Genomic DNA, 20,556 nt, shown 5'->3' with positions numbered 1-20,556 from the left:
AATCCGACGGAGGGCCTTTGCCGTGCTGTTCTGCTGGTCGGGGTGACAGGATTTGAACCTGCGGCCTCTTCGTCCCGAACGAAGCGCGCTACCAAGCTGCGCCACACCCCGTGGCAATCGCCACCCACGCCAGTTCGACGGGAGCAGCGACAGTGAAGGATAGCCCACCCGACCCGGCCGCTCCCAATCGGTATGCCGCGCCGCCAGCGCGCGGTCGGGCGCTGCCATCGGTGGCCCGCGAGCCACAAACAGTTGTGGATCCGTGCGGCTGGCGGCTGTTCGTGGCTCAGTGACCACGAACGGTAGGAGGGGCGGTCAAGGAACGGTCACCAGCGCCTGGTCAGGCGTCGCGCGGCACCAGGGTGAGCAGGGTGGCCTCCGGCCGGCAGGCGAACCGCACGGGGGCGTACGGCGACGTGCCGAGCCCGGCCGACACGTGCAGCCAGGCGGCATCCGGGGGAGCCGCTGACGAGGGCGTCGAACCTGCTCCGGGCCACCACCGGGAGACGCCCTTGGCGCGGTCGGTCGGCAGGTCGCAGTTGGTCACCAGCGCGCCGTAGAACGGCAGCGCCAGCTGCCCGCCGTGGGTGTGGCCGGCAATCAGCAGCCGCGCTCCGTCGGCCGCCATCGGGTCCAGCACCCGCTGGTAGGGCGCGTGGGTGACGCCGATGGTCACCGCCACAGCATCCGACGCGGAACCGGCCACCTCGGCATACCTGTCGTTGCGGATGTGGGCGTCATCGGTGCCCACCAGCTCGACCGCGGCACCCCCCACCGTGATCGTGGTGCGCACGTTGTCGAGGTCGACCCAGCCGCCGTCGCGCATGCCGGCGCGCAGGTCCTCGGTAGGCAGGTGCACCAGGCCTGGCGGCGCCTCGGCGTGGCGGCGGGTCAGGTAGCGGGCCGGGTTCTTGGGCACCGGCGCGTAGTAGTCGTTCGACCCCATGACGAAGACGCCGGGGAAGGCGAACAGCGGCTCCATCGCGTGCAGGGCTCCCGGCACCGCGTCGAGGGCAGCCAGGTTGTCGCCGGAGTTGACGACCAGGTCGGGCGACAACGCAGCGAGTCCCCGCACCCACTCGATGCGGCGTCGTTGCCGTGGCACGAGGTGCAGGTCCGAGATCTGCAGGATGCGCAAAGGGGCCGTCCCGGGAGCCAGCACCGGGACGGTGAACCGCCGCAGCGCGAACCAGTTCCGCTCGACCACACTGGCGTACCCGATGCCGCCAACGCCCAGCGCGACGACACCAGCAGCAGTCCCCAGGATCCTGTTCATCACCGCCATCCTTGCAAACCGGTCCCTGCCGGGAAATGTCGGTAGGTCGGACCACCCCCTGCCTGCGAGACTGGCCCCATGACCGACCAGAGCCTCAAGGCCACCGTCCAGAGCGACCTCACCGACGCGATCCGGCAGCGCGACCAGGTGCGTTCGGGCACCCTGCGCCTGGCGCTGACCGCCATCACCAACGAAGAGGTCTCCGGCACCGAGGCCCGTGAGCTCAGCGACGACGAGATCCTCAAGGTGCTGGCCAAGGAGGCCAAGAAGCGCAAGGAGGCCGCGGCCGCCTACACCGACGCGGCCCGTCCCGAGCTCGCCGCCAAGGAGGAGGCCGAGCTCCTCGTCCTCGAGGCCTACCTGCCCGCCCAGCTCTCCGACGGCGAGCTCGCCACGATCGTGGCGGCCGCCATCGAACAGACCGGAGCCACTGGCATGCCGCAGCTGGGCCAGGTCATGAAGGCCGCCCAGGCCGTCGTGGCCGGTCGCGCCGACGGGGGCCGCGTCGCTGCCGTCGTCAAGGCGGCCCTGAGCGCGGGCTGAGACCAGAGAGTTCAGGTATGCCGCGCGGCCGGCGCGCCCGCGCGGCGCCCGGAACCGCACGGCATACCAACGTCGAAGGGGCTCCTCAGCGCCGGTGAGGAGCCCCTTCGACGTGACGTCAGTGCTTGCCCGGCGGGGGCGGTGGACCCTTGGTCTTGGTCGGCTTGGGGTTAGGCGTCTTGGTCGGGGTCGGCGTGGACGCGACCCCGGACGAGGTGTAGAGACCGATCGTCGAGCCGCGGACGGCTGAGCCGCTGGGGTCGGTGTAGACCACGAAACCCTGGGGCAGCCCACTGTTGGTCTTGCCGGCCACCTGCGCGAGGAAGCCAGCGTCCTTGAGCCTGGCCGTGGCCGCCTCGACGGACAGGCCGCTGACGTAGGGCACCGAGATCTTGTCGCCGTTCAGGACCTTGGTGCTGGGGTCGTCGAACTGGCGGATCGGGAGACCCTCCGAGGCCGTCTCGGTGAGGTCCTTCCAGATCGGTGCAGCGATGTCACCACCGAAGACGCCGGAGTAGCCCCTGCCGGCGAGGGTGATGTGGTTCATGCCCTGCTGGGAGTACGGCGTGCCCACCCACACGGCGGTGGCACGCTGGACGGTGTAGCCGACGAACCAGGACTCGACGTGGTCGTCGGTGGTGCCCGTCTTGCCGGCCGCCGGTCGTGCGCCCAGGGTGGCGGCCTTGCCGGTGCCGTCCTTGATGACGCCCTTCAGCAGCTCGGTGGCGCCCTTGGCCACATCGGGGTCGATGACCTGCTTGCACGGGGTCGCACCGATCTTGAGCGGCTTCTTGTCGGCCGTGGTGATCGACAGGATCGGGTTGGGCGCGCAGTACTTGCCGTTGTTGGCCAGGGTGGCGTAGGACGACGCGAGCGTCAGGGGCGTGACCACGCCGGTACCCAGCACCGAGCTCGGGTTGCACCCGATCTTCGACCCGTCACCCTGGGTCAGGTGCATCTTGGTCATGGTGTCGCGCACCTTGGTCGTCCCCAGCTTCATGGCGAGGGAGGCGAACGCGGTGTTGATGGACTGTGCGGTGGCCTTGCGGAACGGGATCGGCTTGCCGCCAACCGCGAAGTCGTTCTTCACGCTCCAGTCCCTGATGTCACCGCAGGAGCCCTGCTCCTTGGGCGTGTAGATCGCGGGACGGGTGGTGCTGGCGAACTTGGACGGCACGGTCCCGTTCACCGGGGTGCCGGTCTCGAGGGCCCGCACGATCGCGTACATCTTGGCCGTCGAGCCGAACTGGAAGCCGGTGGTTCCCTGGTACTTGGTGTCGACGTTCCAGTTCACCTGGGTGAAGCCGTACTGGTTCTGCTGCTTCTTGGTGGTGGGGTACCGCGAGTTCTGGACCATCGCCAGGACCTTGCCGGTCCCGGGCTCGATGATGCTGGCGGCGGCACCGACCATGCGAGACCGTCCGATCGGGCTCTTGTCGTGCTCGGTGTCCTTGCGCATCGCCTTGTTGGCGAAGGGGACCCGCTTGGTCAGGTCCTTGAGCGACTGCTCCTGGATCCGTGGGTCGAGGGTGGTCTGGATGGTCAGCCCACCGCCGGTGATGTTCTTGATCCGCTCCGGCTCGGTCTTCCCGAGGGCGTCCAGCGCGTGGTTGCTGGTGTCCTGGAGGTACTCCATGACGTAGTTGCAGAAGAACGGCTCGGACGAGGCGTCGCAGTTGCTCAGCGGGTTCTTCAGCTTGAGCATCTTCCCGACCGGGATCGCCTTGGAGGTCTTGAGATCCTTGTCGCTGATGATGCCGAGGGCGTGCATCCGGTCCAGGACGATGTCGCGGCGGGCCTGGGCCTTATCGGGGTAGTGCACCGGGTCGGTCCTCCCGGGGTTCTGCACCAGGCCGGCGAGCAGGGCAGCCTGCGGGAGGCTGAGCTTCTTCGCAGGGACGCTGAAGTAGTGCTGCGAGGCTGCCTCGACGCCATAGGCCAGGTCGCCGTAGTAGGCCAGGTTGAGGTAGCCCTGCAGGATCTGGTCCTTGGTCATCTCCTTCTCGAGCGTGACCGCGTACTTGATCTCCTGCACCTTGCGGGCCGCGCTCTTGCGTACCGCCGCCTGTGCTGCTTCCTCGTCGTTGTTGCGCAGGGCGTTCTCCTGCAGCGTCAGCTTGACGTACTGCTGGGTCAGCGTGGACGCACCCTGGACGTCTCCGCCCTGGGCGTTGGACGCCACCGCGCGCAGGATGCCGCGGGGGTCGACGCCGCCGTGCTCGTAGAACCGGCTGTCCTCGATCGCGATCTGGGCCTTCTGCATGATCGGCGCGACGTCCTTGAGGTTGACGACGATCCGGTTCTCCTGCTGGGGGGTCGCGAGGATCCCGCCGCGCGCGTCCTTGATGGTGGACTGCTGCGACAGCTGGGTGGCCGTGAACTCGCCCGGGAGGTCGTCGAACATCTTGACTCCGCCGGTGGCGGCCTGTCCCGTGGCGAAGGCTGCGGGGATCAGCAGACCGGCCGCCAGGAAGCCCGCGATCACCGCGATGGCGACGAAGGCTCCCAGCAGGCTGACGACTTTTCCGAGGTCGGAGGCACGTTCTTGCATGGCCACAGGGTAACTGCCGAACCTTGGGTAACCGGTTTCCGAGCAGGTGCGGGTCGAATTGGGGCTGCTCGTCACCGTTGACATGATTTGGCCACGACCCCATCGGGCGAGACGACATGGCTCGGAATGACTAGTCCCTTTGGCCATCGCAGAACTACACGAATGGGCCATGTCGTAGAGGTGCCTCCAGTTCCTATCGTTTTCAAACGTCGATACGGACATAAGACGCAGTTCGAAGCGTCTGAATCAGCAGTATCTGGAGGCACTGAGATGACCATCGCACCAGCGCGACCGAGCGGGCAGTCTGCCGGCACGGGATGGATGGACGACTGGGCGCCCATGGGCTCCTGCTCGAAGTCCGACCCGGATGCACTGTTCGTCCAGGGCGCGGCGCAGCAGACCGCCAAGGTCGTCTGCCAGCGGTGCCCCGTCATCGCAGAGTGCCTCGCCGACGCCCTCGACAACCGCACCGAGTTCGGTGTCTGGGGTGGGATGACCGAGCGTGAGCGCCGGGCCCTGCTCAAGCGTCGGCCCAACATCGCCTCCTGGGCCGCCCTGTTCGCCTCGGCCCGCAACCAGACGCCCTCCGAGGCCGAGAGCGCCTGAGCGGCACCGCCCACCCGGGCAGCGCCGCACCAAAAGCCCCGCACCTTCGCAGCCAAGTCCCTGGACCACCCCCCGGGTCCAGGGACTTCGTTGCGTCCGAGGGGCTCGGGTGCCGGCGAGCCGGCCGCGAGCCGGCCGGTATGCCGGTCAGCCCGCGCGGGTGAGAGCGGCTGCCACCTCGCGCAGCCCGTCGAGGTCGTGGATGTCCTGGGCCGAGGCCGGCACCTCGACGACGGGTATGCCGGGGTGCCCGGCCGTGAACCGCGCCGTCAACCGCTCCTGCCGGTCGGCCGTCTCGGCCAGCGAGGCGTGCAGGCGCAGCAGTCCTTCGGTGGTGGCCGCAGTCGTCGAGCTGTCGTCGGCGTCGGCGAGCTGCTCGGCAGCTGCTAGCGCCCGCGAGGCGGTCAACGAAGGCGCGGCCACGCGCTGGATCCGGTTCACGACCAGGCCGGCGAGCGGCATACCTTCCTCGTCGAGGCGACCGGCGAAGAAGGACGCCTCGCGCAGTGCGTCGCGCTCCGGGGCGGCCACCACGACGAACGCGGTCTCGGGGGCCTTGAGCAGGGCGTAGGTCTGGTCGGCGCGCTCCCGGAACCCGCCGAACATCGTGTCGAGGGCCGCCACGAACGTCTGCACGTCCTGGAGGAGCTGGCCGCCGAGCACCTTGGACAGGGTGTTGGTGACGACGTTGACCCCGACACTGAACACCTTGAAGCCGGCCCGGCCACCCGCCTTGGCCGGTGCCGAGAGCAGCCGGATGAAGCGACCGTCGAGGAACGAGCCGAGCCGCTTGGGGGCGTCGAGGAAGTCCAGCGCCGACCGAGACGGGGGCGTGTCGACGATGATCAGGTCCCAGCGGCCGTCCCGGCCGGCCTCGGTGCGCAGCTGGCCCAGCTTCTCCATCGCCATGTACTCCTGGGTGCCCGCGAACGAGCTGGAGACGGCTTGGTAGAACGGGTTGGCGAGGATCTGGGCGGCCTTGTCGGGGGTGGCGTGCTGCTCGACCACCTCGTCGAAGGTGCGCTTCATGTCGAGCATCATCGCGTCGAGCGAGCCACCGGAGCCGTCAGCAGCCCCAGCCCCAGTCCCAGCCACAGTCCCGACGCCCGCCACCGGACGGGGTGTGTTGTCGAGCTCGGTCAGGCCGAGGGACTGGGCCAGCCGGCGCGCCGGGTCGATGGTGAGGACGACGGCCTTGCGACCGTGCTCCGCGGCCCACAGCCCCAGCGCGGCGGCCGTCGTGGTCTTGCCCACGCCGCCAGCGCCACAGCAGACGACGATCCTGGTTCGCGGGTCGGTCAGCAGACCAGCCAGGTCGAGGGGTGCAACGGAGGCTCCGCTCGTCGGGGCTCCGGCGTTCAGGGTGGCCTTCGACGCGGGCCTGGTGCGGGGCGGCATCAGACCATCCCCTGCTCGGCCAGGGCCTGCGCCAGCACGGTGATGCCGCCGGCCTCGGTGCCCTCGGCCAGCAACGGCAGCCGGATCGTGAGCCGGCCCTGCTCCGCCAGGATCGCGTCCTGCTCCCGCTCGAGGGCGATCCGGTCGGCGTGGTGGCCGGCGTCGGCGAGCAGCCCGGCGACCATGCCGTTGCTGACGCGGACCCCGACGGTGGCGAGGTCTGCCGCCACGGCCCGGGTGAGCCTGGTGGTCTGCCGACTGCGCACCGCCTTGAACGCCTGGTCGGTCAGCAGCGGGTCGCGAAGCTGGTTGACGACGATGGCGCCCAGGGGAAGGTCGGTGCGACGCAGCTCGGCGAGCGCGTCGACGGTCTCCTGCACCGGCATCTCCTCGAGCAGCGTGACGACGTGGACCGCGGTCGTGTGGCTGCGGAGCATCCGGGTGATCGAGTCGGCCTGCGAGCGGATCGGGCCCACCTTGGCGACGTCCGCGACCTCCGCGTTGACGTTGAGGAACCGGACGACGCGTCCGGTCGGCGGCGCGTCGAGCACGACGGCGTCATAGGCCGGGGCCGCCGGACCCTTGCCCGTGCGCCGGCCCGCCGCCTCGTAGACCTTGCCGATCAGCAGCACGTCGCGGACCCCGGGCGCGATCGTCGTGGCGAAGTCGACCGCGCCGAACCGGTCGAGCACCGACATCGCCTTGCCCACCTTGTAGAACTTCTGGAGGTACTCGCGCAGCGACTCCTTGGCGTCGACCGAGATGGCCCACAGCTGGCCGCCGCCCCGGTCGGTCAGGATTCGCGTCTCGGTGTGACCCAGCGGCGGCACGTCGAACGTCTGCGAGATCCCCTGCCGCCCCTCGACCTCAGCGAGCAGCACCCGCTTGCCCTGCCGGGTGAGGGCGAGCGCCAGTGCTGCAGCGACCGTGGTCTTGCCGGTGCCGCCCTTGCCGGTGACCACGTGCAGCCGCACGGCGGACAGGTCGGGGGCGGTCTCGGGCATGCCGCCAGCCTAGGAGGCGAGCAGGTCGACCGCGGCGAGGACCTCGGCGAAGGCCGCGTTCTCCGGGTCGATCAGCCCGTAGTGCCCGCCACTCCTCACCGGCGTGAGGCGCACGTTCGGGCCGTGGTGCGCCGCGGCATACCGCTGGCTCTGATCGAACGGCACCACGTCGTCGTCGTGGGCGTGCACCAACAGCACGGGTATGCCGGGTGCGAGCCGCGCGGGGTCGGCCGCGGCGTAGGCGTCCGGCACGTCCGTGGGGGAGCCGCCGAGGAAGTCCGCGATGGCGGTGCCCCCCACTTCGGTGTCCGCGCCGTGGCCGAGGTCGAGGACCCCGGCGAGGCTCACGACCCCACGCAGGCCGTGGGCCCAGGGCTGAGCCGCAGCCCAGGCGACCAGCTGGCCACCCGCGGAGTGACCGACCAGGACCGGGGGCTTGGCTGCCAGGTCGGGGTCGCGTCGCACCGCCGTGATGGCAGCCGCGACGTCGTCAGCAGTTCCGGGCCACCCACCACCGGGCATGCCGGGACGGCGGTATTCGACTGCGGCGGTGGGGTATCCGGCGTCGGCGAAGGCCTGGGCCTGGCGGCTGGCATGGGTGCGGTCGTACTCGGGACGCCAGAAACCACCGTGCACCACCACCACTGTGAGACCACGCGTGACCCGGTCGGGAAGGCGCACGTCGTACACCTGGGCGGGGTCCTCGCCGTAGGCCGTCGTGCGCCTGGGCGGGGCGGCCACCTCGTCGAGCACCTGGCTGGGGTCGCGGTCGTTGGCCATGCCCCCATCCTCGTCCACTCCTGGCCGTCGGCGCCCGGACATCCCGGGGATAGGCTGCGGGACATGCAGAAATGGGAGTACGCGACCGTGCCGCTGATCGTGCACGCGACCAAGCAGATCCTCGACCAGTGGGGTGAGGACGGCTGGGAGCTCGTCCAGGTCCTCACCGGTCCTGACGGCAACGGACTGGTCGCCTACCTGAAGCGGGAGAAAGCCTGATGAGTGCAGTTGAAGATCGTCTCGCCGAGCTCGGCCTGACCGTGCCCGAGGTCGCCAAGCCGGTGGCCGCGTACGTCCCGGCCGTCCAGGACGGGCGCCGGATCTACACGTCCGGGCAGCTGCCGATGGTGTCCGGTGCGCTCGTGCAGACCGGCAAGGTCGGCGACGGCCACGGCCTGGTCCCGCCCGAGGACGCCAAGAAGCTCGCGGAGATCTGCGCCCTCAACGCCATCGCCGCAGTCAAGAGCATCGTGGGCGACCTCGACAAGGTGACCCAGGTGGTCAAGCTGGTCGGGTTCGTCGCGTCCGACCCGGCCTTCACCGGCCAGCCGGGCGTCATCAACGGCGCCAGCGAGCTGATGGGCAAGGCCTTCGGCGACGCGGGCATCCACGCCCGGTCGGCCGTCGGGGTCGCCGTGCTCCCGCTGGACGCCCCCGTCGAGGTCGAGATCGTCGTCGCCCTCGCCGACGAGTGAGCCGTTGACCCGATCGACGACATGGTGATCCGCGAGTTCCCGATCGCCGAGTCGCCGTCGTTGCGGGCTCGGGCCGCCGTCTGGATGGGCGCGCCCGAGCCCGCCGAACCGGTGACGCCCAAGCGGGCGGCCACCGTGATGTTCGTCCGCGACGCCGCTGAGGGTGTGTCCGGCGCTGACGATGCGCCCGGCGCTCGCGGCGCTGGTGGTGTCGAGGTCTTCATGCTGCGCCGGGTCGCGACCATGGAGTTCGCACCGCGGATGATGGTCTTCCCCGGCGGCGGGGTCGACCCACGCGACGCCGATGCCGGTCTGCCGTGGGCTGGTCCGACGGCCGCCGAGTGGGCGGCCCGGCTCGACGTGGACGAGGTGACCGCGCGCGTGCTCGTGGCGGCGGCCGTCCGTGAGGTGTTCGAGGAGTGCGGGGTCCTGTTGGCCGGGCCCACGCCCGACGAGGTGATCGCCGACGTCACGGGTGAGCACTGGCACGAACAACGCCGACGGCTGCTCGACCGCGAGGCCTCGCTGTCCGAGGTGCTGCGCGAGCACGACCTGCTGCTGCGCTCGGACCTGCTGGGCTACCGCGCCCACTGGATCACCCCCGAGTTCGAGGTGCGGCGCTACGACACCAGGTTCTTCAGCGCGGCCGTGCCGCAGGGTCAACGCGCCGACGACGACACCACCGAGGCCGATGTCGCCGACTGGGTCCGACCGGCCGACCTGCTCCAGGCCTGGCGGGACGGGAGCGCGCTCATGCTCCCCCCGACCGTGGTGGCCGTCGAGGACGTCGCCGCGGCCACCTCGGCCGCTGCCTTCATCGCCGAGCGGCCCGTCGTCGTGTCCGTGCAGCCCGAGCTGGTCGACACCGGCACCGGCCTGGTGATGCGGGCGGAGCTCATGCGATGACCCCGGCCCAGCCGCCCGCCCCGTCGGCGGCGTTCGGGGACTGGCACGGCGGGCAGGTCACCGACCGGGCGCTGTGCATCCTGTGCCCCAACCCGAGCCCGATGACCCTCGATGGCACCAACACCTGGGTGCTGCTCGAACCCGGATCGACCGCCGCGGTCGTCATCGACCCCGGCCCACTCGACGAGGGCCACCTGCAGGCGGTCGTCGCTGCAGTCGCCGCCCGGGGCGCCCACGTCGCGCAGACGATCCTCACCCACGGTCACGCCGACCACGCCGAGGGAGCCGACCGGTTCGCCGAGCTGACCGGCGCCGCGACGCGTGCGGTCGGGCGCGGCCACGCCGACCTCGCCGACGGTGACGTCGTGACGGCGGGTGGGCTCGAGCTGCGCGTCGTCGCAACCCCGGGCCACACCTCCGACTCGCTGTCCTTCGCCCTGCCCGCCGACCATGCCCTGCTCACCGGCGACACCGTTCTCGGCCGCGGCACCACGGTGGTCGCGCACCCGGACGGTGAGCTGGCGGCATACCTGGCGTCGTTGGAGCGGATCGCCCACCTGACCGGCGACGGCGAGGTCACCGCGATCCTGCCCGGGCACGGCCCGGTCGTGCCGGATGCCGCAGCGATGGTCGCGTTCTACCGGACGCACCGCGCCGAACGCCTCGAGCAGGTGCGGCGGGCGCTGGTCGACGGAGCGGGCACCGCGCCGGACGTGGTCCAGGCCGTGGTCGAGCGCGTGTATGCCGACGTGCCCCGCGAGGTCTGGCCGGCGGCGGCGATGAGCGTGGCAGCCCAGCTGGACTACCTCCAGCAGGGCGGCTGAGTCGCCGACAACGCGCCCGAGATCACCGGCGAGTCGTCGGGGAAGGCGGGATCGTCAGCGGGCGCGGCGCTTGAGGCGCTCGACGTCGAGCAGCAGCACGGCGCGGGCCTCGAGGCGCAGCCAGCCGCGGGTGGCGAAGTCTGCGAGCGCCTTGTTGACCGTCTCGCGGGAGGCGCCGACCAGCTGGGCGAGCTCCTCCTGGGTGAGGTCGTGGGCGACGAGGATGCCCTCCTCGACAGGGCGGCCGAAGCGGGCCGAGAGGTCGAGCAACGCCTTGGCGACGCGGCCGGGGACGTCGGTGAAGACGAGATCGGCGAGGTTCTCGTTCGTGCGGCGCAGCCGCTTGGCGAGGGCCGCGAGCAGCACCTTCGCGACACTGGGGCGACCTTCCAGCAGGCCGTTGAGGTCGTCGTTGCCGATGCCCAGCAGCTGGGTCTCGGCCACCGCGGTCGCCGTCATCGTGCGCGGACCGGGGTCGAAGAGGCTGAGCTCGCCGAACATCTCGCCGGGACCCAGGATCGCCACGAGGTTCTCTCGGCCGTCGGCGCTGCGGCGGCCGAGCTTGATCTTGCCCTCGCGGATGACATAGAGCCGGTCGCCCTGGTCGCCCTCGGTGAACAGCACGTCACCACGCTCGAGACGGGTCTGCGTCATCGAGGCCATCAGGGTCGCTGACGCGTCCTCGTCGAGGGCTGCGAAAAGCGGGGCCTTCTTCACCACGTCGTGATCCACGGGGCACAGTGTGCCACGCCGGATGTCCGGGTCGCCCCGTAGTCTGTGGTGGTGTCTGGAGCCCCCGCGCGCACCGCTGGTGACGAGTCGTCCGTTGCCCTCACGAGGCGCGCCCGGCGGATGTACCGGATGCTCCACGAGCACTACCCCTACGCCCACTGCGAGCTCGACTTCGAGAACCCCTTGCAGCTCCTGGTGGCGACCGTCCTGTCGGCCCAGACCACCGACGTGATGGTCAACAAGGTCACGCCCCAGCTCTTCGCGCGCTACCCCGACGCCGCCGCGCTCGCCGGCGCCGACCGCGACGAGATGGAGACGCTGCTCAAGCCGACCGGGTTCTTCCGCGCCAAGACCAACTCGGTGATGAAACTCGGTGCCGAGCTCGTCGAGCGGTTCGACGGCGAGGTCCCGCCGCGGATGAAGGACCTCGTGACGCTGCCGGGGGTGGGCCGCAAGACGGCCAACGTCGCGCTCGGCAACGCGTTCGGCATCCCCGGCATCACCGTCGACACCCACTTCGGGCGGCTGGTCCGCCGGTTCGGCTGGACGACCGAGGACGACCCGGTCAAGGTCGAGCACGCCGTCGGTGCGCTGATCCCGCGCAAGGAGTGGACGATGCTGTCGCACGTCCTGATCTTCCACGGTCGGCGCACCTGCCACGCCAAGAAGCCCGCCTGCGGCGCCTGCCCGATCGCACGCCTCTGCCCGTCCTACGGCATCGGCGAGACCGACCCGGTCAAGGCCGACAAGCTGCTCAAGTTCGAGCTCGCGCCCGGTGCGACCAACCCGTATGCCGCCTCGACGCCTGTCCTTCCCGGCTCGCCGACCGCTGGTGCGTCGGCTCCGGCGGGTCAGGGCGCGGTGCCACCTGCCACCGCCGGCGCGCCGTCCCAGCCACGCGGCATACCCACGTCGACCGGGGCAACCGCGTCGTGACCGTGGCCCGACCGGCTTGGCTGGACCGTGCCCGCGACGCGATCGCGGCTGCCGACCGGGGCTACTTCGAGACGTTCGCACCACCGCCAGGGGGCGGGGGGCGGCGCTCCAGCGTGATGATCCTGTTCGGGTCCTCGGACGGTGGCGGCGAGGACGTCGTGCTCACGGAGCGGGCGCACACGCTGCGCAGCCAGCCCGGCGACATCTCCTTCCCCGGAGGCAAGCGCGAGAAGGCGGACGCCTCCGACGCGGATGCGGCCCTGCGGGAGACCCAGGAAGAAGTGGGGATCGACCCGGTCACCATCGACGTGGTGGGGACGCTGCCCGAGATCTACCTGAGCCCGCGCAAGTTCGTCGTCACCCCGGTGCTGGGCTGGTGGCGCGAGCCCGGCCCCTTGGACGCCATCGACCCGACCGAGGTGCACCGCGCGGTGCGCGCACCGCTGCCCGACCTGCTCGACCCGGCGGCCAGGTTCACCGTCTCGCACCCCAGTGGCTACCGGGGTCCCGGGTTTGAGTTCGATGGCTTGTTCGTGTGGGGGTTCACCGCTGGACTGCTGTCGGCAGTGCTCGATTTCGGTGGTTTGACCCTTCCATGGGACCGTAGCGTTGAGCGTCCACTGCCAGTCCGCTACCAACCGGGTGGTTCGCAGGACGCCCTGACCAAGACCGCGACGGAAGGCCGAGCCTGATGTTCCTCGGACTGACCGTCCTGGACTACCTGCTGATCCTGCTGTTCATCAGCTATGCCTTCACCGGGTTCCGGCAGGGGCTGGTGGTCAGCGTGCTGTCCCTCGCCGGCTTCCTCACCGGGGGTGCGCTCGCCATGTGGTTGCTGCCGATGGCCATCGGACAGTGGAGCGAGCTGCAGTCCTCACCGCTGCTGCGGTCGGTCGTGCTCATCGCCGGTGTGTTCATCCTGGCCTCGAGCGGGCAGGCGGTGGCCGTTGCGGTCGGCGGGTCGCTGCGGTCCAAGCTCAAGATCAAGCCGGCCCAGTGGTTCGACGCCACCTTCGGCGCGGTGGTCGTCGTGCTGTCGGCCGCGGTGCTCGTCTGGTTCATCGCCGGTGCCCTGCGCGGCGGGGCCCCCGCTCCCATCGCCAAGGCGATCGGTGAGTCCCGGGTGCTGCGCACCATCGACGACGTCGTGCCCCCCAGCACGTCGAAGCTGTTCGCGTCGTTCCGCGAGGTGCTCGACCGCGAGGGCTTCCCGCGGGTGTTCGACGGTCTCGAGACCGAGCGGATCGCGCCGGTCGCCCCGCCGGACCCGTCTGTCGCCCAGACCGCCGGCGTGCGTGCTGCAGCGGCCTCGATCATCAAGATCACCGGTGTCGCGGCGTCCTGCAACCGCGGGCAAGAGGGCAGCGGCTGGGTCGTGGCCCGGGAGCGGGTCGTCACCAACGCCCACGTCGTCGCCGGCATGGAGACCGCCACGTTGCGCATCCACGGCACCGGTCGCTCCTACACCGGCCGCGTCGTCATCTTCGACGCCAAGCGCGACCTGGCCGTCCTCTCCGTCCCCGGACTCCCGGCCGATCCACTGCGGCAGGGACCTGACCTGGCTCGCGGCGACGGTGCTGTCGTGGCCGGCTTCCCGCTCGACGGGCCCTACCGGCTCGACGCCGGCCGGGTCCGTGAGGTCGTCGATGCGCGAGGCTCGGACATCTACGGCCAGCCGGGGACCAGCCGTGAGGTCTACTCGCTCTACGCCCAGATCCGACCGGGCAACTCCGGTGGTCCGCTGCTGTCGAGCGACGGCCGGGTCGTCGGGGTCGTGTTCGCCAAGTCCCTCGACGACGACAGCACCGGGTACGCCCTGACCATGAACGAGGCGCGCCCCGTCCTCGATGCCGCGTCCTCAGCGTCCTCGCCGGTCAAGACCGGCGCCTGCGTGGCCGGCTGACCCGACCCCGCTCGCCTGTCCCCGCCGGAAGCTCCGCCCACCACCTCGCGGCGACTTGTTGCTTTCTGGTGGTCACGGATCGCCTGATGGGCGCCTCGGTGACGATCCCTTAGCAACAAGTCGGAGGAGCGTGGTCAGGGGAGGGTGTCGAGCCAGCCGAGCAGGTGGGTGTTCACGACGTCGGGTGCCTCTTCGGGCAGGAAGTGACCGGCGCGTGGCACGAGGTGTCGCTCGAACGGACCGGTGACGTAGTCCGCCGAGTCGCTGGACGTGTCGGGCAGCACCGCCCGGTCATGACCGCCGTGCAGCTGGAGCACTGGGAGCGTGATGGTGGTCCGCATCCGCGCGGCGAACCGCCACCCGTCGGGGCGGATCTGGCTGCGCACCACCCAGCGGTAGTACTCCGCCGCGGAGTGCGCCACGAACGGCAGCGCCATCGCGTCCGAGTAGATCCGGGCCTCCTCGGGCGACGGCCAGATCCCCTCCGGCGACGCCCACTCGCGTAGCAGCCGCTGGACGTAGCCGCCGTGCATCGTCATCTGCCGCTCCGGCACGAACGGCCGTTGCAGCCCGCCGAGGTAGGCGTTGGCCTTCAGCTGCCGGGGGTTGGCGAACGAGGCCTTGCGGAAGACCAGCGGGTGCGGCATCGACAGGGACCCGATGGCGCGGGTCACGGTGGGCTGGAGGGTTGGCATGCTCCACGCGATCCAGCCGCCCCAGCCGTGGCCGACGACGACCGCGCGCGAGGCCCCGAGCGAGCGCAGCACCGAGGCGACGTCGGTGGCCGAGGTGCGGGTGTCGTAGCCGCGCGGCGGTTTGTCGGAGGCGCCGTAGCCGCGCAGGTCCATCGCACAGGCGCGGTAGCCGGCGTCGGCGAGCGCCTGCATCTGGTGCCGCCAGGCCCACCAGAACTGCGGGAACCCGTGCAGCAGCAGGACAACCGGCCCCTCACCCTGCTCGGCCACGTGGAAGCGAGCACCGTTCGCAGCCACGAACCGGTGCTCCCACGGGCCCTCGATGAGGGCCATCGAAGCGTCGAGACTCATGGCTTGGTATGCCGTTCGGCTGGGTGTCGGGGGAGCGCCGGGTATCTGGGGGAGCGCTGGGTGGCGGGTCGGCCGGGACCGGTGAGGGTCAGGAGTCGGACTTGAGCGCGCTCAGGGTCTCCTGGGCGTTCTTGATGGTGCGCTCTGGTTTGCCCTTCATGCCCTTCATGCTGTTGCGACCGAGGAGCGCCAGGATCGCGGCGACGAGGAACAGCAGACCGGTCGTGATGAGGTAGCCGGCCCACTCGGGCAGCCAGATGTCGAGCACCGCGACGATCGTGTGGAACAGGAAGATCAGGCCGAGGAGGGCGACGAAGGCTGCGGCGGCGAACATCCCCGCACCGGCACCGGCCTTCTTGGCGTCGGCGGCGATCTCGGCCTTGGCCAGCGCGATCTCGCTGCGGACGATCGTCGAGACGTCATGGGTGGCGTCCGCGACGAGCTGGCCGATGGTTCGCTCGGGGCTCGGCTGGCTGCTCGTCTGGTCGTTCGCGTGCTGGGTGGCCATGCGCGTTCACCTTTGCTTCCTGAATGTCCGGTGTGCCGGCCCCCCAACCCTAATGGCGTCCCTCTGGCCCCACATCCGAGACCTCGAAGCAGTCCGGGATCCCGTTGCCGTCATCGTCGCGGGTCTCGAGCTCGGCGAGCCGACGGTAGACGCGGTTTCGGGTCCGCAGCACGACCGTCGCCAGGGCGGCCGCGGCGAGGGAGCCGAGCAGCACCGCGAGCTTGACGTGCTCATCGCGCGGACTGCCTGCTCCGAACGCCAGCTCGCCGACGAGCAGCGAGACGGTGAACCCGATCCCGGCAAGCAGGGACAGTCCCACGACGTCCCACCAGGCGAGGTCGTCATCCAGCTCGGCCCTGGTGAACCGGGCGAAGACCCAGGTGCCACCGAACACGCCCACCAGCTTCCCGAGGACGAGACCGAGCATCACCGCGAGGGCGGCTGCGTCGGTGATGCTGTCGCCGAAGCCACCTCCCACGACGCGCACCCCGGCCGCGAAGAACGCGAACACCGGGACGGCGAGCCCAGCCGACAGGGGGCGCAGCCGGTGCTCGAAGCGTTGCGCCACATCGACATCCGCATCGAGGGTGCTCACGCGAGGCACCCGTGCGCGCGGCTTGACCGGCACCACCAGCCCGAGCAGCACGCCGGCGACGGTGGCGTGGATCCCCGAGGCATGGACCAGTCCCCAGGTCAGGGCGGCCAGTGGCAGGAGGAGCCACCACCGGGCGATGCGTCGCTGCACCAGCCAGGCGAAGACGGCGAGGGGGAGCAGCGCCAGCCCGAGCAGGGCGAGGTCGAGGCTTTTGGTGTAGAAGATCGCGATGATCGTGATCGCCACGAGGTCGTCGACGACAGCCAGGGTCAGCAGGAAGCTGCGCAGCGCCGAGGGCAGGTGGGTCCCGATGACGGCGAGCACCGCGAGGGCGAACGCGATGTCGGTCGCCGTCGGGATCGCCCAGCCCCGCAGCGCATCACCGTCCGCGCCGAGAAGGGTGACGGTCACGGCATACCCGAGGGCGGGGAGGGCGACCCCGCACAGTGCCGCGGCGACCGGGAGGGCCGCCTTGGCGGGCGTCCGGAGCTCCCCGACGAGGAACTCGCGCTTCAGCTCCAGGCCGGCCACGAAGAAGAAGAGTGCGAGGAGTCCGTCTGCCGCCCACTGCCCGAGCGTGAGGTCGAGGTGCAGCGCGTGCGGCCCCACCTGCCAGTCCCGAAGCGAGGAGTAGGCGTCGAACCAGGGGGAGTTCGCCCACACCAGCGCCGCCACGGCCGCCGCGAGCAGCAGGGCGCCACCGACCGTCTCGGTGCGCAGGGCGCCGGCGACGTACTGCGCCTCCTGCCAGGTGGTGCGGGCGAAGAGGCGGGGCCGTAGCGGGTTCAGGCTCATGGGGCCCTTCGGGGTCGACGTCGTCTCAAGACGTCCACAGACGCCGCCGACCAGACTTCCCGGCTCACCGGGACGAAGTCTATCGAGCCTTGGCCAGCAGCTCGGCGAACATCGTGGCGAGGGCGGCGTCGTCGGTCGCGCTCGCGCTGACCTCGCCCTCCTGGGTCAGGGTCTTCCCGAACTCCAGCCCGGGTCCGTCCACGACCGTCATCTTGACCCGCTCGAGGGTCTGGCGCAGCGCCGACTTGGCATAGCTCGCACCGTGCCAGCCATAGCCGACGCAGCCGACCGGCAGGCCCTCCCACTCGGCGTAGAGGTAGTCGATGGCGTTCTTGAGCGAGGCGTTGTAGCCGCGGTTGTACTCGGGCATGACCAGGACCAGCGCGTCGGTGGCCTGGATGGCGGCCGACCAGCGGCGGGTGTGCTCGTGGGCGTAGTTGCCGTCGGCGGGCTGGCCGGGCTCGTCGAGGAACGGCAGCGCGATCTCGCGCAGGTCGTGGACGGTGACCGTGAAGCCGGCCGGCACGGCGTCCAGCACCCACTGTGCGACCTGGTGGCCGATCCGCTGGGGTCGGGTGCTGGCGATGATCAGGGACAGGCGAGGCATGCGGCGCAGTCTTTCAGGGATTGGGCGTTCTCTTGTCAGGTTGCCCGCCGCTCGGTAGTCTTCCGCAAATCAGAAGTAAACTTCCATGATGCGAAATAGTAGCGAAGGGAAGCCGGACATGTCGGCACCGAGCCCCGGGTACTCCATCACCGTCCGCGCCGAGGCGCCCGCCGCCATCGACACGACCGGCGTCCTTGCGGCCGCGGTCGCCTCAGCCGGCGGCGCCCTCACCGCGCTCGACGTGGTCGAGTCCCGCAGCGACCACATCGTCGTCGACGTCACCTGCAACGCCTCGGACTCCGATCATGCCGATCGGATCACCGCCGAGATCGCCGCCGTTCCCGGCGTGACGGTCCGCAAGGTCAGCGACCGCACCTTCCTCCTGCACCTCGGCGGCAAGCTCGAGGTGGTGCCCAAGGTCCCGCTCAAGCACCGCGACGACCTGTCCCGCGCCTACACCCCCGGCGTCGCGCGGGTCTGTCTCGCGATCGCCGAGAACCCCGACGACGCACGCCGGCTGACCATCAAGCGCAACACCGTCGCCGTCGTCACCGACGGCTCGGCAGTACTCGGCCTCGGCAACATCGGGCCGGCGGCGGCGCTGCCGGTGATGGAGGGCAAGGCCGCGCTGTTCAAGCAGTTCGCCGGCGTCGACGCCTGGCCGGTCTGCCTCGACACCCAGGACGTCGAGCAGATCATCATGATCGTCAAGGCGCTCGCCCCGGTCTACGGCGGCGTCAACCTCGAGGACATCTCGGCCCCGCGCTGCTTCGAGATCGAGCGGCGGCTGCGCGACGAGCTCGACATCCCCGTCTTCCACGACGACCAGCACGGCACCGCGATCGTCGTGCTCGCCGCCCTCACCAACGCGTTGCGGGTCGTGGACAAGAGGCTCGAGGACGTGCGCATCGTCGTCTCGGGAGTGGGCGCAGCAGGACACGCGATCGTCCGGTTGCTGGCCGCCGAAGGCGCAACCGACATCATCGGCTGCGACCGGCACGGCGCCCTCGACCCGTCGGTCACCCCGAGCGACGAGTTCCGCGGCTGGATCGCCAAGAACACCAACCCCTCTGGCGCGCAGGGGACGCTGAAGGAGGTGCTCAAGGGTGCGGACATCTTTGTCGGCGTCTCGGCGCCGAACCTGCTCGACGGCGACGACATCGCCTCTATGGCCGACCGCGCTGTGGTCTTCGCACTCGCCAACCCCGACCCCGAGGTGGACCCGGTGGCCGCGAGCCGGCACGCGGCGGTCGTCGCGACGGGGCGCTCTGACTACGCCAACCAGATCAACAACGTGCTGGCCTTCCCCGGCTTCTTCCGAGGGCTGCTCGATGCAGGCGCCAGCGACATCACCGACGAGATGATGATCGCCGCAGCGACCGCCATCGCCGACTGCGTCCACGCTGACGAGCTCAACGCTAGCTACATCGTGCCCAGCGTCTTCGACCCTGATGTCGCCCCGGCGGTTGCCGCCGCGGTGCGCAAGGCGGCCGGTACCACCCGGCATACCCCCACCACCACCCAGCAGACCCACACCACCACGACGGAGGCCCCCGCCCGATGACTGTGGACCTGAACGCCCTGAGCGCCAGCCTCGACGAGCGGCTCCGCGACGCCGATGCGGCGCTGGCGCGGCAGTTCCCCGGCGAGCGCGCGATCCGGCAACCGGTGCACACCGTCTACGTACCGGCGGACCGCTACGACTCCGACCTCGTCCCCCGATGGCGGGCCGAGGCGCTCGCCGTCCTCGCCAACCACGGTCGCGGCGTCACCGACCTCGCCGATGCCTTCGGGCTGCGACCCGACCTCGCGGTGGACCTCGACGGCCGGCTGCGCGACAAGCTGGAGCGCGAGCCGATCGAGGACCTGCGGATCGACTTCGAGGACGGCTACGGCACTCGCGGCGACGACGAGGAGGATGCCGCGGTGGACGCGGCCGCCGAGTCCCTGCTGCGGGCGATCGACAGCGGTCGCGGCACGGCCTTCTCGGGCATCCGGTTCAAGAGCTTCGAGGCGCCGACCCGGCAGCGCGGGCTACGTACGTTCGCGCGGTTCGTCGCCGCGGTGACCCGGGACGGTCGACTGCCGGACGGGTTCGTGGTGACCTTCCCCAAGGTGACGTCGGTCGAGCAGGTCGAGGCGATGGTGCTCGCGTGCGAGCAGGTCGAGGCCGGTGTGGGTCTGGACGCCGGCGCGATCCGGTTCGAGATCCAGGTCGAGACGCCCCAAGCCATCTGTGGCCCCGACGGCACGGCCCTGGTCGCCCGGATGGTGCACGCGTCCGCCGGTCGGTGCACGTCCCTGCACTATGGCACCTACGACTACTCGGCATCGTGCGGTATCGCCGCGGCCTACCAGTCGATGGAGCACCCGGCCGCCGACCACGCGAAGGCGGTGATGCAGGTCGCCGCCGCGGGCACCGGGGTGCACCTCTCGGACGGCTCGACCAACGTCCTGCCCGTGGGCACCCCTGACCAGATCCGGGCCGCCTGGCGGCTGCACGGTCGGCTGGTCCGCCGCTCACTCGAACGCGGCTACTACCAGGGCTGGGACCTGCACGCCGCGCAGCTGCCCAGCCGGTTCCTGGCCACCTACGCCTTCTACCGCGAGGGCCTCGGCGCGGCTGGCCAGCGGCTGAAGAACTATGTGGGACAAGTGGATTCGGGCGTCATGGACGAACCCGCCACGGCCCGCGCCCTGTCTGACTTCGTGGTCCGCGCGCTCGACTGCGGTGCCACGGACGAGCAGGAGGTACAGCACCTGACCGGCCTGGACCGGCCTGCGATCGACCGCCTGGCCAAGCGCTCACCGGGCTGAGGGACGTTCGCCAGCCTGCGCAGGTAGGTTGACG

The 20,556-nt window shown here is 70.6% G+C and carries 21 protein-coding genes and 1 tRNA gene; 11 read left to right on the top strand and 11 right to left on the bottom strand.

Annotation, left to right across the window (positions count from 1 at the left end):
• Positions 1–34 precede the first annotated feature (34 nt).
• Positions 35–111, bottom strand: a tRNA-Pro gene (locus tag EAH86_RS15710).
• Positions 112–340: 229 nt separating this feature from the next.
• Positions 341–1,276, bottom strand: a complete 936-nt coding sequence (locus EAH86_RS15705; protein WP_140742411.1) for a metallophosphoesterase — start codon at positions 1,274–1,276, stop codon at positions 341–343.
• Positions 1,277–1,354: 78 nt separating this feature from the next.
• Here EAH86_RS15705 and EAH86_RS15700 point away from each other — a divergent pair, with 78 nt between their 5' ends.
• Positions 1,355–1,819, top strand: coding sequence for a GatB/YqeY domain-containing protein (locus EAH86_RS15700; RefSeq protein WP_140742409.1), 465 nt, complete (start codon positions 1,355–1,357; stop codon positions 1,817–1,819).
• A 118-nt stretch (positions 1,820–1,937) separates the two neighbouring features.
• On the opposite strand, the gene EAH86_RS15695 is transcribed toward EAH86_RS15700, so the two are convergent.
• Positions 1,938–4,370 (bottom strand): transglycosylase domain-containing protein, encoded by a 2,433-nt coding sequence (locus tag EAH86_RS15695; protein ID WP_161988673.1) that lies wholly within the window; start codon positions 4,368–4,370, stop codon positions 1,938–1,940.
• Between the two features lie 270 nt (positions 4,371–4,640).
• Here EAH86_RS15695 and EAH86_RS15690 point away from each other — a divergent pair, with 270 nt between their 5' ends.
• Positions 4,641–4,976, top strand: coding sequence for a WhiB family transcriptional regulator (locus EAH86_RS15690; RefSeq protein ID WP_140742405.1), 336 nt, complete (start codon positions 4,641–4,643; stop codon positions 4,974–4,976).
• 147 nt (positions 4,977–5,123) lie between these two features.
• On the opposite strand, the gene EAH86_RS15685 is transcribed toward EAH86_RS15690, so the two are convergent.
• Genes EAH86_RS15685 through EAH86_RS15675 form a run of 3 tightly spaced genes read right to left on the bottom strand, consistent with a single transcriptional unit; the run spans position 5,124 to position 8,158 of the window.
• Positions 5,124–6,374 carry an ArsA family ATPase gene (locus EAH86_RS15685; protein ID WP_140742403.1) on the bottom strand — a complete coding sequence of 417 codons (1,251 nt, stop codon included), beginning with the start codon at positions 6,372–6,374 and terminating at the stop codon, positions 5,124–5,126.
• Positions 6,374–7,378 carry an ArsA-related P-loop ATPase gene (locus tag EAH86_RS15680; RefSeq protein WP_140742401.1) on the bottom strand — a complete coding sequence of 335 codons (1,005 nt, stop codon included), beginning with the start codon at positions 7,376–7,378 and terminating at the stop codon, positions 6,374–6,376. The genes EAH86_RS15685 and EAH86_RS15680 overlap by 1 nt, the downstream gene beginning before the upstream one ends.
• Before the next feature lie 9 nt (positions 7,379–7,387).
• Complete coding sequence (locus tag EAH86_RS15675) at positions 7,388–8,158, bottom strand: alpha/beta hydrolase family protein (protein WP_140742399.1); 771 nt, start codon at positions 8,156–8,158, stop codon at positions 7,388–7,390.
• Between the two features lie 63 nt (positions 8,159–8,221).
• Here EAH86_RS15675 and EAH86_RS15670 point away from each other — a divergent pair, with 63 nt between their 5' ends.
• From EAH86_RS15670 to EAH86_RS15655, 4 genes are read left to right on the top strand one after another with little or no spacing between them, the layout of a single operon-like run.
• Positions 8,222–8,377: a DUF4177 domain-containing protein gene (locus EAH86_RS15670; protein ID WP_140742397.1), complete on the top strand. Its 156-nt coding sequence runs from the start codon at positions 8,222–8,224 to the stop codon at positions 8,375–8,377.
• On the top strand, positions 8,377–8,853 hold the full coding sequence (locus tag EAH86_RS15665) for a RidA family protein (RefSeq protein WP_140742395.1): 477 nt from the start codon (positions 8,377–8,379) through the stop codon (positions 8,851–8,853). The genes EAH86_RS15670 and EAH86_RS15665 overlap by 1 nt, the downstream gene beginning before the upstream one ends.
• A 21-nt stretch (positions 8,854–8,874) precedes the next feature.
• Positions 8,875–9,759: an NUDIX hydrolase gene (locus tag EAH86_RS15660; protein WP_206665849.1), complete on the top strand. Its 885-nt coding sequence runs from the start codon at positions 8,875–8,877 to the stop codon at positions 9,757–9,759.
• Positions 9,756–10,583, top strand: a complete 828-nt coding sequence (locus tag EAH86_RS15655; protein ID WP_140742393.1) for an MBL fold metallo-hydrolase — start codon at positions 9,756–9,758, stop codon at positions 10,581–10,583. Before EAH86_RS15660 ends, EAH86_RS15655 begins: the two co-directional genes overlap by 4 nt.
• Before the next feature lie 54 nt (positions 10,584–10,637).
• On the opposite strand, the gene EAH86_RS15650 is transcribed toward EAH86_RS15655, so the two are convergent.
• Positions 10,638–11,315, bottom strand: coding sequence for a Crp/Fnr family transcriptional regulator (locus EAH86_RS15650; RefSeq protein WP_277752345.1), 678 nt, complete (start codon positions 11,313–11,315; stop codon positions 10,638–10,640).
• Between the two features lie 120 nt (positions 11,316–11,435).
• Here EAH86_RS15650 and nth point away from each other — a divergent pair, with 120 nt between their 5' ends.
• The 3 genes from nth to EAH86_RS15635 are packed head-to-tail and all read left to right on the top strand — an operon-like array spanning position 11,436 to position 14,154.
• The gene (gene nth / locus EAH86_RS15645; RefSeq protein WP_194150790.1) at positions 11,436–12,251 is read left to right on the top strand and encodes an endonuclease III; all 816 of its coding nucleotides are present in this window, start codon (positions 11,436–11,438) and stop codon (positions 12,249–12,251) included.
• Positions 12,248–12,943: an NUDIX hydrolase gene (locus EAH86_RS15640; RefSeq protein ID WP_241668400.1), complete on the top strand. Its 696-nt coding sequence runs from the start codon at positions 12,248–12,250 to the stop codon at positions 12,941–12,943. The genes nth and EAH86_RS15640 overlap by 4 nt, the downstream gene beginning before the upstream one ends.
• Positions 12,943–14,154 (top strand): MarP family serine protease, encoded by a 1,212-nt coding sequence (locus tag EAH86_RS15635; RefSeq protein ID WP_140742389.1) that lies wholly within the window; start codon positions 12,943–12,945, stop codon positions 14,152–14,154. The genes EAH86_RS15640 and EAH86_RS15635 overlap by 1 nt, the downstream gene beginning before the upstream one ends.
• A gap of 134 nt (positions 14,155–14,288) precedes the next feature.
• On the opposite strand, the gene EAH86_RS15630 is transcribed toward EAH86_RS15635, so the two are convergent.
• From EAH86_RS15630 to EAH86_RS15615, 4 genes are all read right to left on the bottom strand, one after another.
• Entirely contained in the window at positions 14,289–15,200 is a 912-nt protein-coding gene (locus EAH86_RS15630; protein ID WP_140742387.1) for an alpha/beta fold hydrolase, read from the bottom strand.
• A gap of 88 nt (positions 15,201–15,288) precedes the next feature.
• Positions 15,289–15,708: a phage holin family protein gene (locus EAH86_RS15625; RefSeq protein WP_140742385.1), complete on the bottom strand. Its 420-nt coding sequence runs from the start codon at positions 15,706–15,708 to the stop codon at positions 15,289–15,291.
• Between the two features lie 49 nt (positions 15,709–15,757).
• Positions 15,758–17,098: a Na+/H+ antiporter NhaA gene (gene nhaA / locus EAH86_RS15620; protein WP_140742383.1), complete on the bottom strand. Its 1,341-nt coding sequence runs from the start codon at positions 17,096–17,098 to the stop codon at positions 15,758–15,760.
• 79 nt (positions 17,099–17,177) lie between these two features.
• Complete coding sequence (locus EAH86_RS15615) at positions 17,178–17,705, bottom strand: NADPH-dependent FMN reductase (RefSeq protein ID WP_140742381.1); 528 nt, start codon at positions 17,703–17,705, stop codon at positions 17,178–17,180.
• Positions 17,706–17,823: 118 nt separating this feature from the next.
• On the opposite strand from EAH86_RS15615, the gene EAH86_RS15610 reads away from it, so the two are divergent.
• Together EAH86_RS15610 and EAH86_RS15605 are read left to right on the top strand one after the other, a co-directional pair.
• The gene (locus tag EAH86_RS15610; protein ID WP_140742379.1) at positions 17,824–19,269 is read left to right on the top strand and encodes an NAD-dependent malic enzyme; all 1,446 of its coding nucleotides are present in this window, start codon (positions 17,824–17,826) and stop codon (positions 19,267–19,269) included.
• On the top strand, positions 19,266–20,522 hold the full coding sequence (locus EAH86_RS15605; RefSeq protein WP_140742377.1) for a DUF6986 family protein: 1,257 nt from the start codon (positions 19,266–19,268) through the stop codon (positions 20,520–20,522). The genes EAH86_RS15610 and EAH86_RS15605 overlap by 4 nt, the downstream gene beginning before the upstream one ends.
• The last annotated feature ends 34 nt before the right edge of the window (positions 20,523–20,556 follow it).

The sequence above is a fragment of the Pedococcus bigeumensis genome, from assembly GCF_006438965.1.
Taxonomy (GTDB): domain Bacteria; phylum Actinomycetota; class Actinomycetes; order Actinomycetales; family Dermatophilaceae; genus Pedococcus; species Pedococcus bigeumensis_A.
This window is presented reverse-complemented; position numbering and strand designations above follow the sequence as displayed.

What these genes read in the sequence shown, in the direction of transcription:
- EAH86_RS15625 (WP_140742385.1), bottom strand. Translation starts at nt 15,708, where the DNA reads ATGGCCACCCAGCACGCGAACGACCAGACGAGCAGCCAGCCGAGCCCC.
- nhaA (WP_140742383.1), bottom strand. Translation starts at nt 17,098, where the DNA reads ATGAGCCTGAACCCGCTACGGCCCCGCCTCTTCGCCCGCACCACCTGG.
- EAH86_RS15660 (WP_206665849.1), top strand. Translation starts at nt 8,875, where the DNA reads ATGGTGATCCGCGAGTTCCCGATCGCCGAGTCGCCGTCGTTGCGGGCT.
- EAH86_RS15630 (WP_140742387.1), bottom strand. Translation starts at nt 15,200, where the DNA reads ATGAGTCTCGACGCTTCGATGGCCCTCATCGAGGGCCCGTGGGAGCAC.
- EAH86_RS15655 (WP_140742393.1), top strand. Translation starts at nt 9,756, where the DNA reads ATGACCCCGGCCCAGCCGCCCGCCCCGTCGGCGGCGTTCGGGGACTGG.
- EAH86_RS15665 (WP_140742395.1), top strand. Translation starts at nt 8,377, where the DNA reads ATGAGTGCAGTTGAAGATCGTCTCGCCGAGCTCGGCCTGACCGTGCCC.
- EAH86_RS15605 (WP_140742377.1), top strand. Translation starts at nt 19,266, where the DNA reads ATGACTGTGGACCTGAACGCCCTGAGCGCCAGCCTCGACGAGCGGCTC.
- EAH86_RS15610 (WP_140742379.1), top strand. Translation starts at nt 17,824, where the DNA reads ATGTCGGCACCGAGCCCCGGGTACTCCATCACCGTCCGCGCCGAGGCG.
- EAH86_RS15685 (WP_140742403.1), bottom strand. Translation starts at nt 6,374, where the DNA reads ATGCCGCCCCGCACCAGGCCCGCGTCGAAGGCCACCCTGAACGCCGGA.
- EAH86_RS15705 (WP_140742411.1), bottom strand. Translation starts at nt 1,276, where the DNA reads ATGAACAGGATCCTGGGGACTGCTGCTGGTGTCGTCGCGCTGGGCGTT.
- nth (WP_194150790.1), top strand. Translation starts at nt 11,436, where the DNA reads ATGTACCGGATGCTCCACGAGCACTACCCCTACGCCCACTGCGAGCTC.
- EAH86_RS15690 (WP_140742405.1), top strand. Translation starts at nt 4,641, where the DNA reads ATGACCATCGCACCAGCGCGACCGAGCGGGCAGTCTGCCGGCACGGGA.
- EAH86_RS15675 (WP_140742399.1), bottom strand. Translation starts at nt 8,158, where the DNA reads ATGGCCAACGACCGCGACCCCAGCCAGGTGCTCGACGAGGTGGCCGCC.
- EAH86_RS15680 (WP_140742401.1), bottom strand. Translation starts at nt 7,378, where the DNA reads ATGCCCGAGACCGCCCCCGACCTGTCCGCCGTGCGGCTGCACGTGGTC.
- EAH86_RS15670 (WP_140742397.1), top strand. Translation starts at nt 8,222, where the DNA reads ATGCAGAAATGGGAGTACGCGACCGTGCCGCTGATCGTGCACGCGACC.
- EAH86_RS15695 (WP_161988673.1), bottom strand. Translation starts at nt 4,370, where the DNA reads ATGCAAGAACGTGCCTCCGACCTCGGAAAAGTCGTCAGCCTGCTGGGA.
- EAH86_RS15635 (WP_140742389.1), top strand. Translation starts at nt 12,943, where the DNA reads ATGTTCCTCGGACTGACCGTCCTGGACTACCTGCTGATCCTGCTGTTC.
- EAH86_RS15700 (WP_140742409.1), top strand. Translation starts at nt 1,355, where the DNA reads ATGACCGACCAGAGCCTCAAGGCCACCGTCCAGAGCGACCTCACCGAC.
- EAH86_RS15615 (WP_140742381.1), bottom strand. Translation starts at nt 17,705, where the DNA reads ATGCCTCGCCTGTCCCTGATCATCGCCAGCACCCGACCCCAGCGGATC.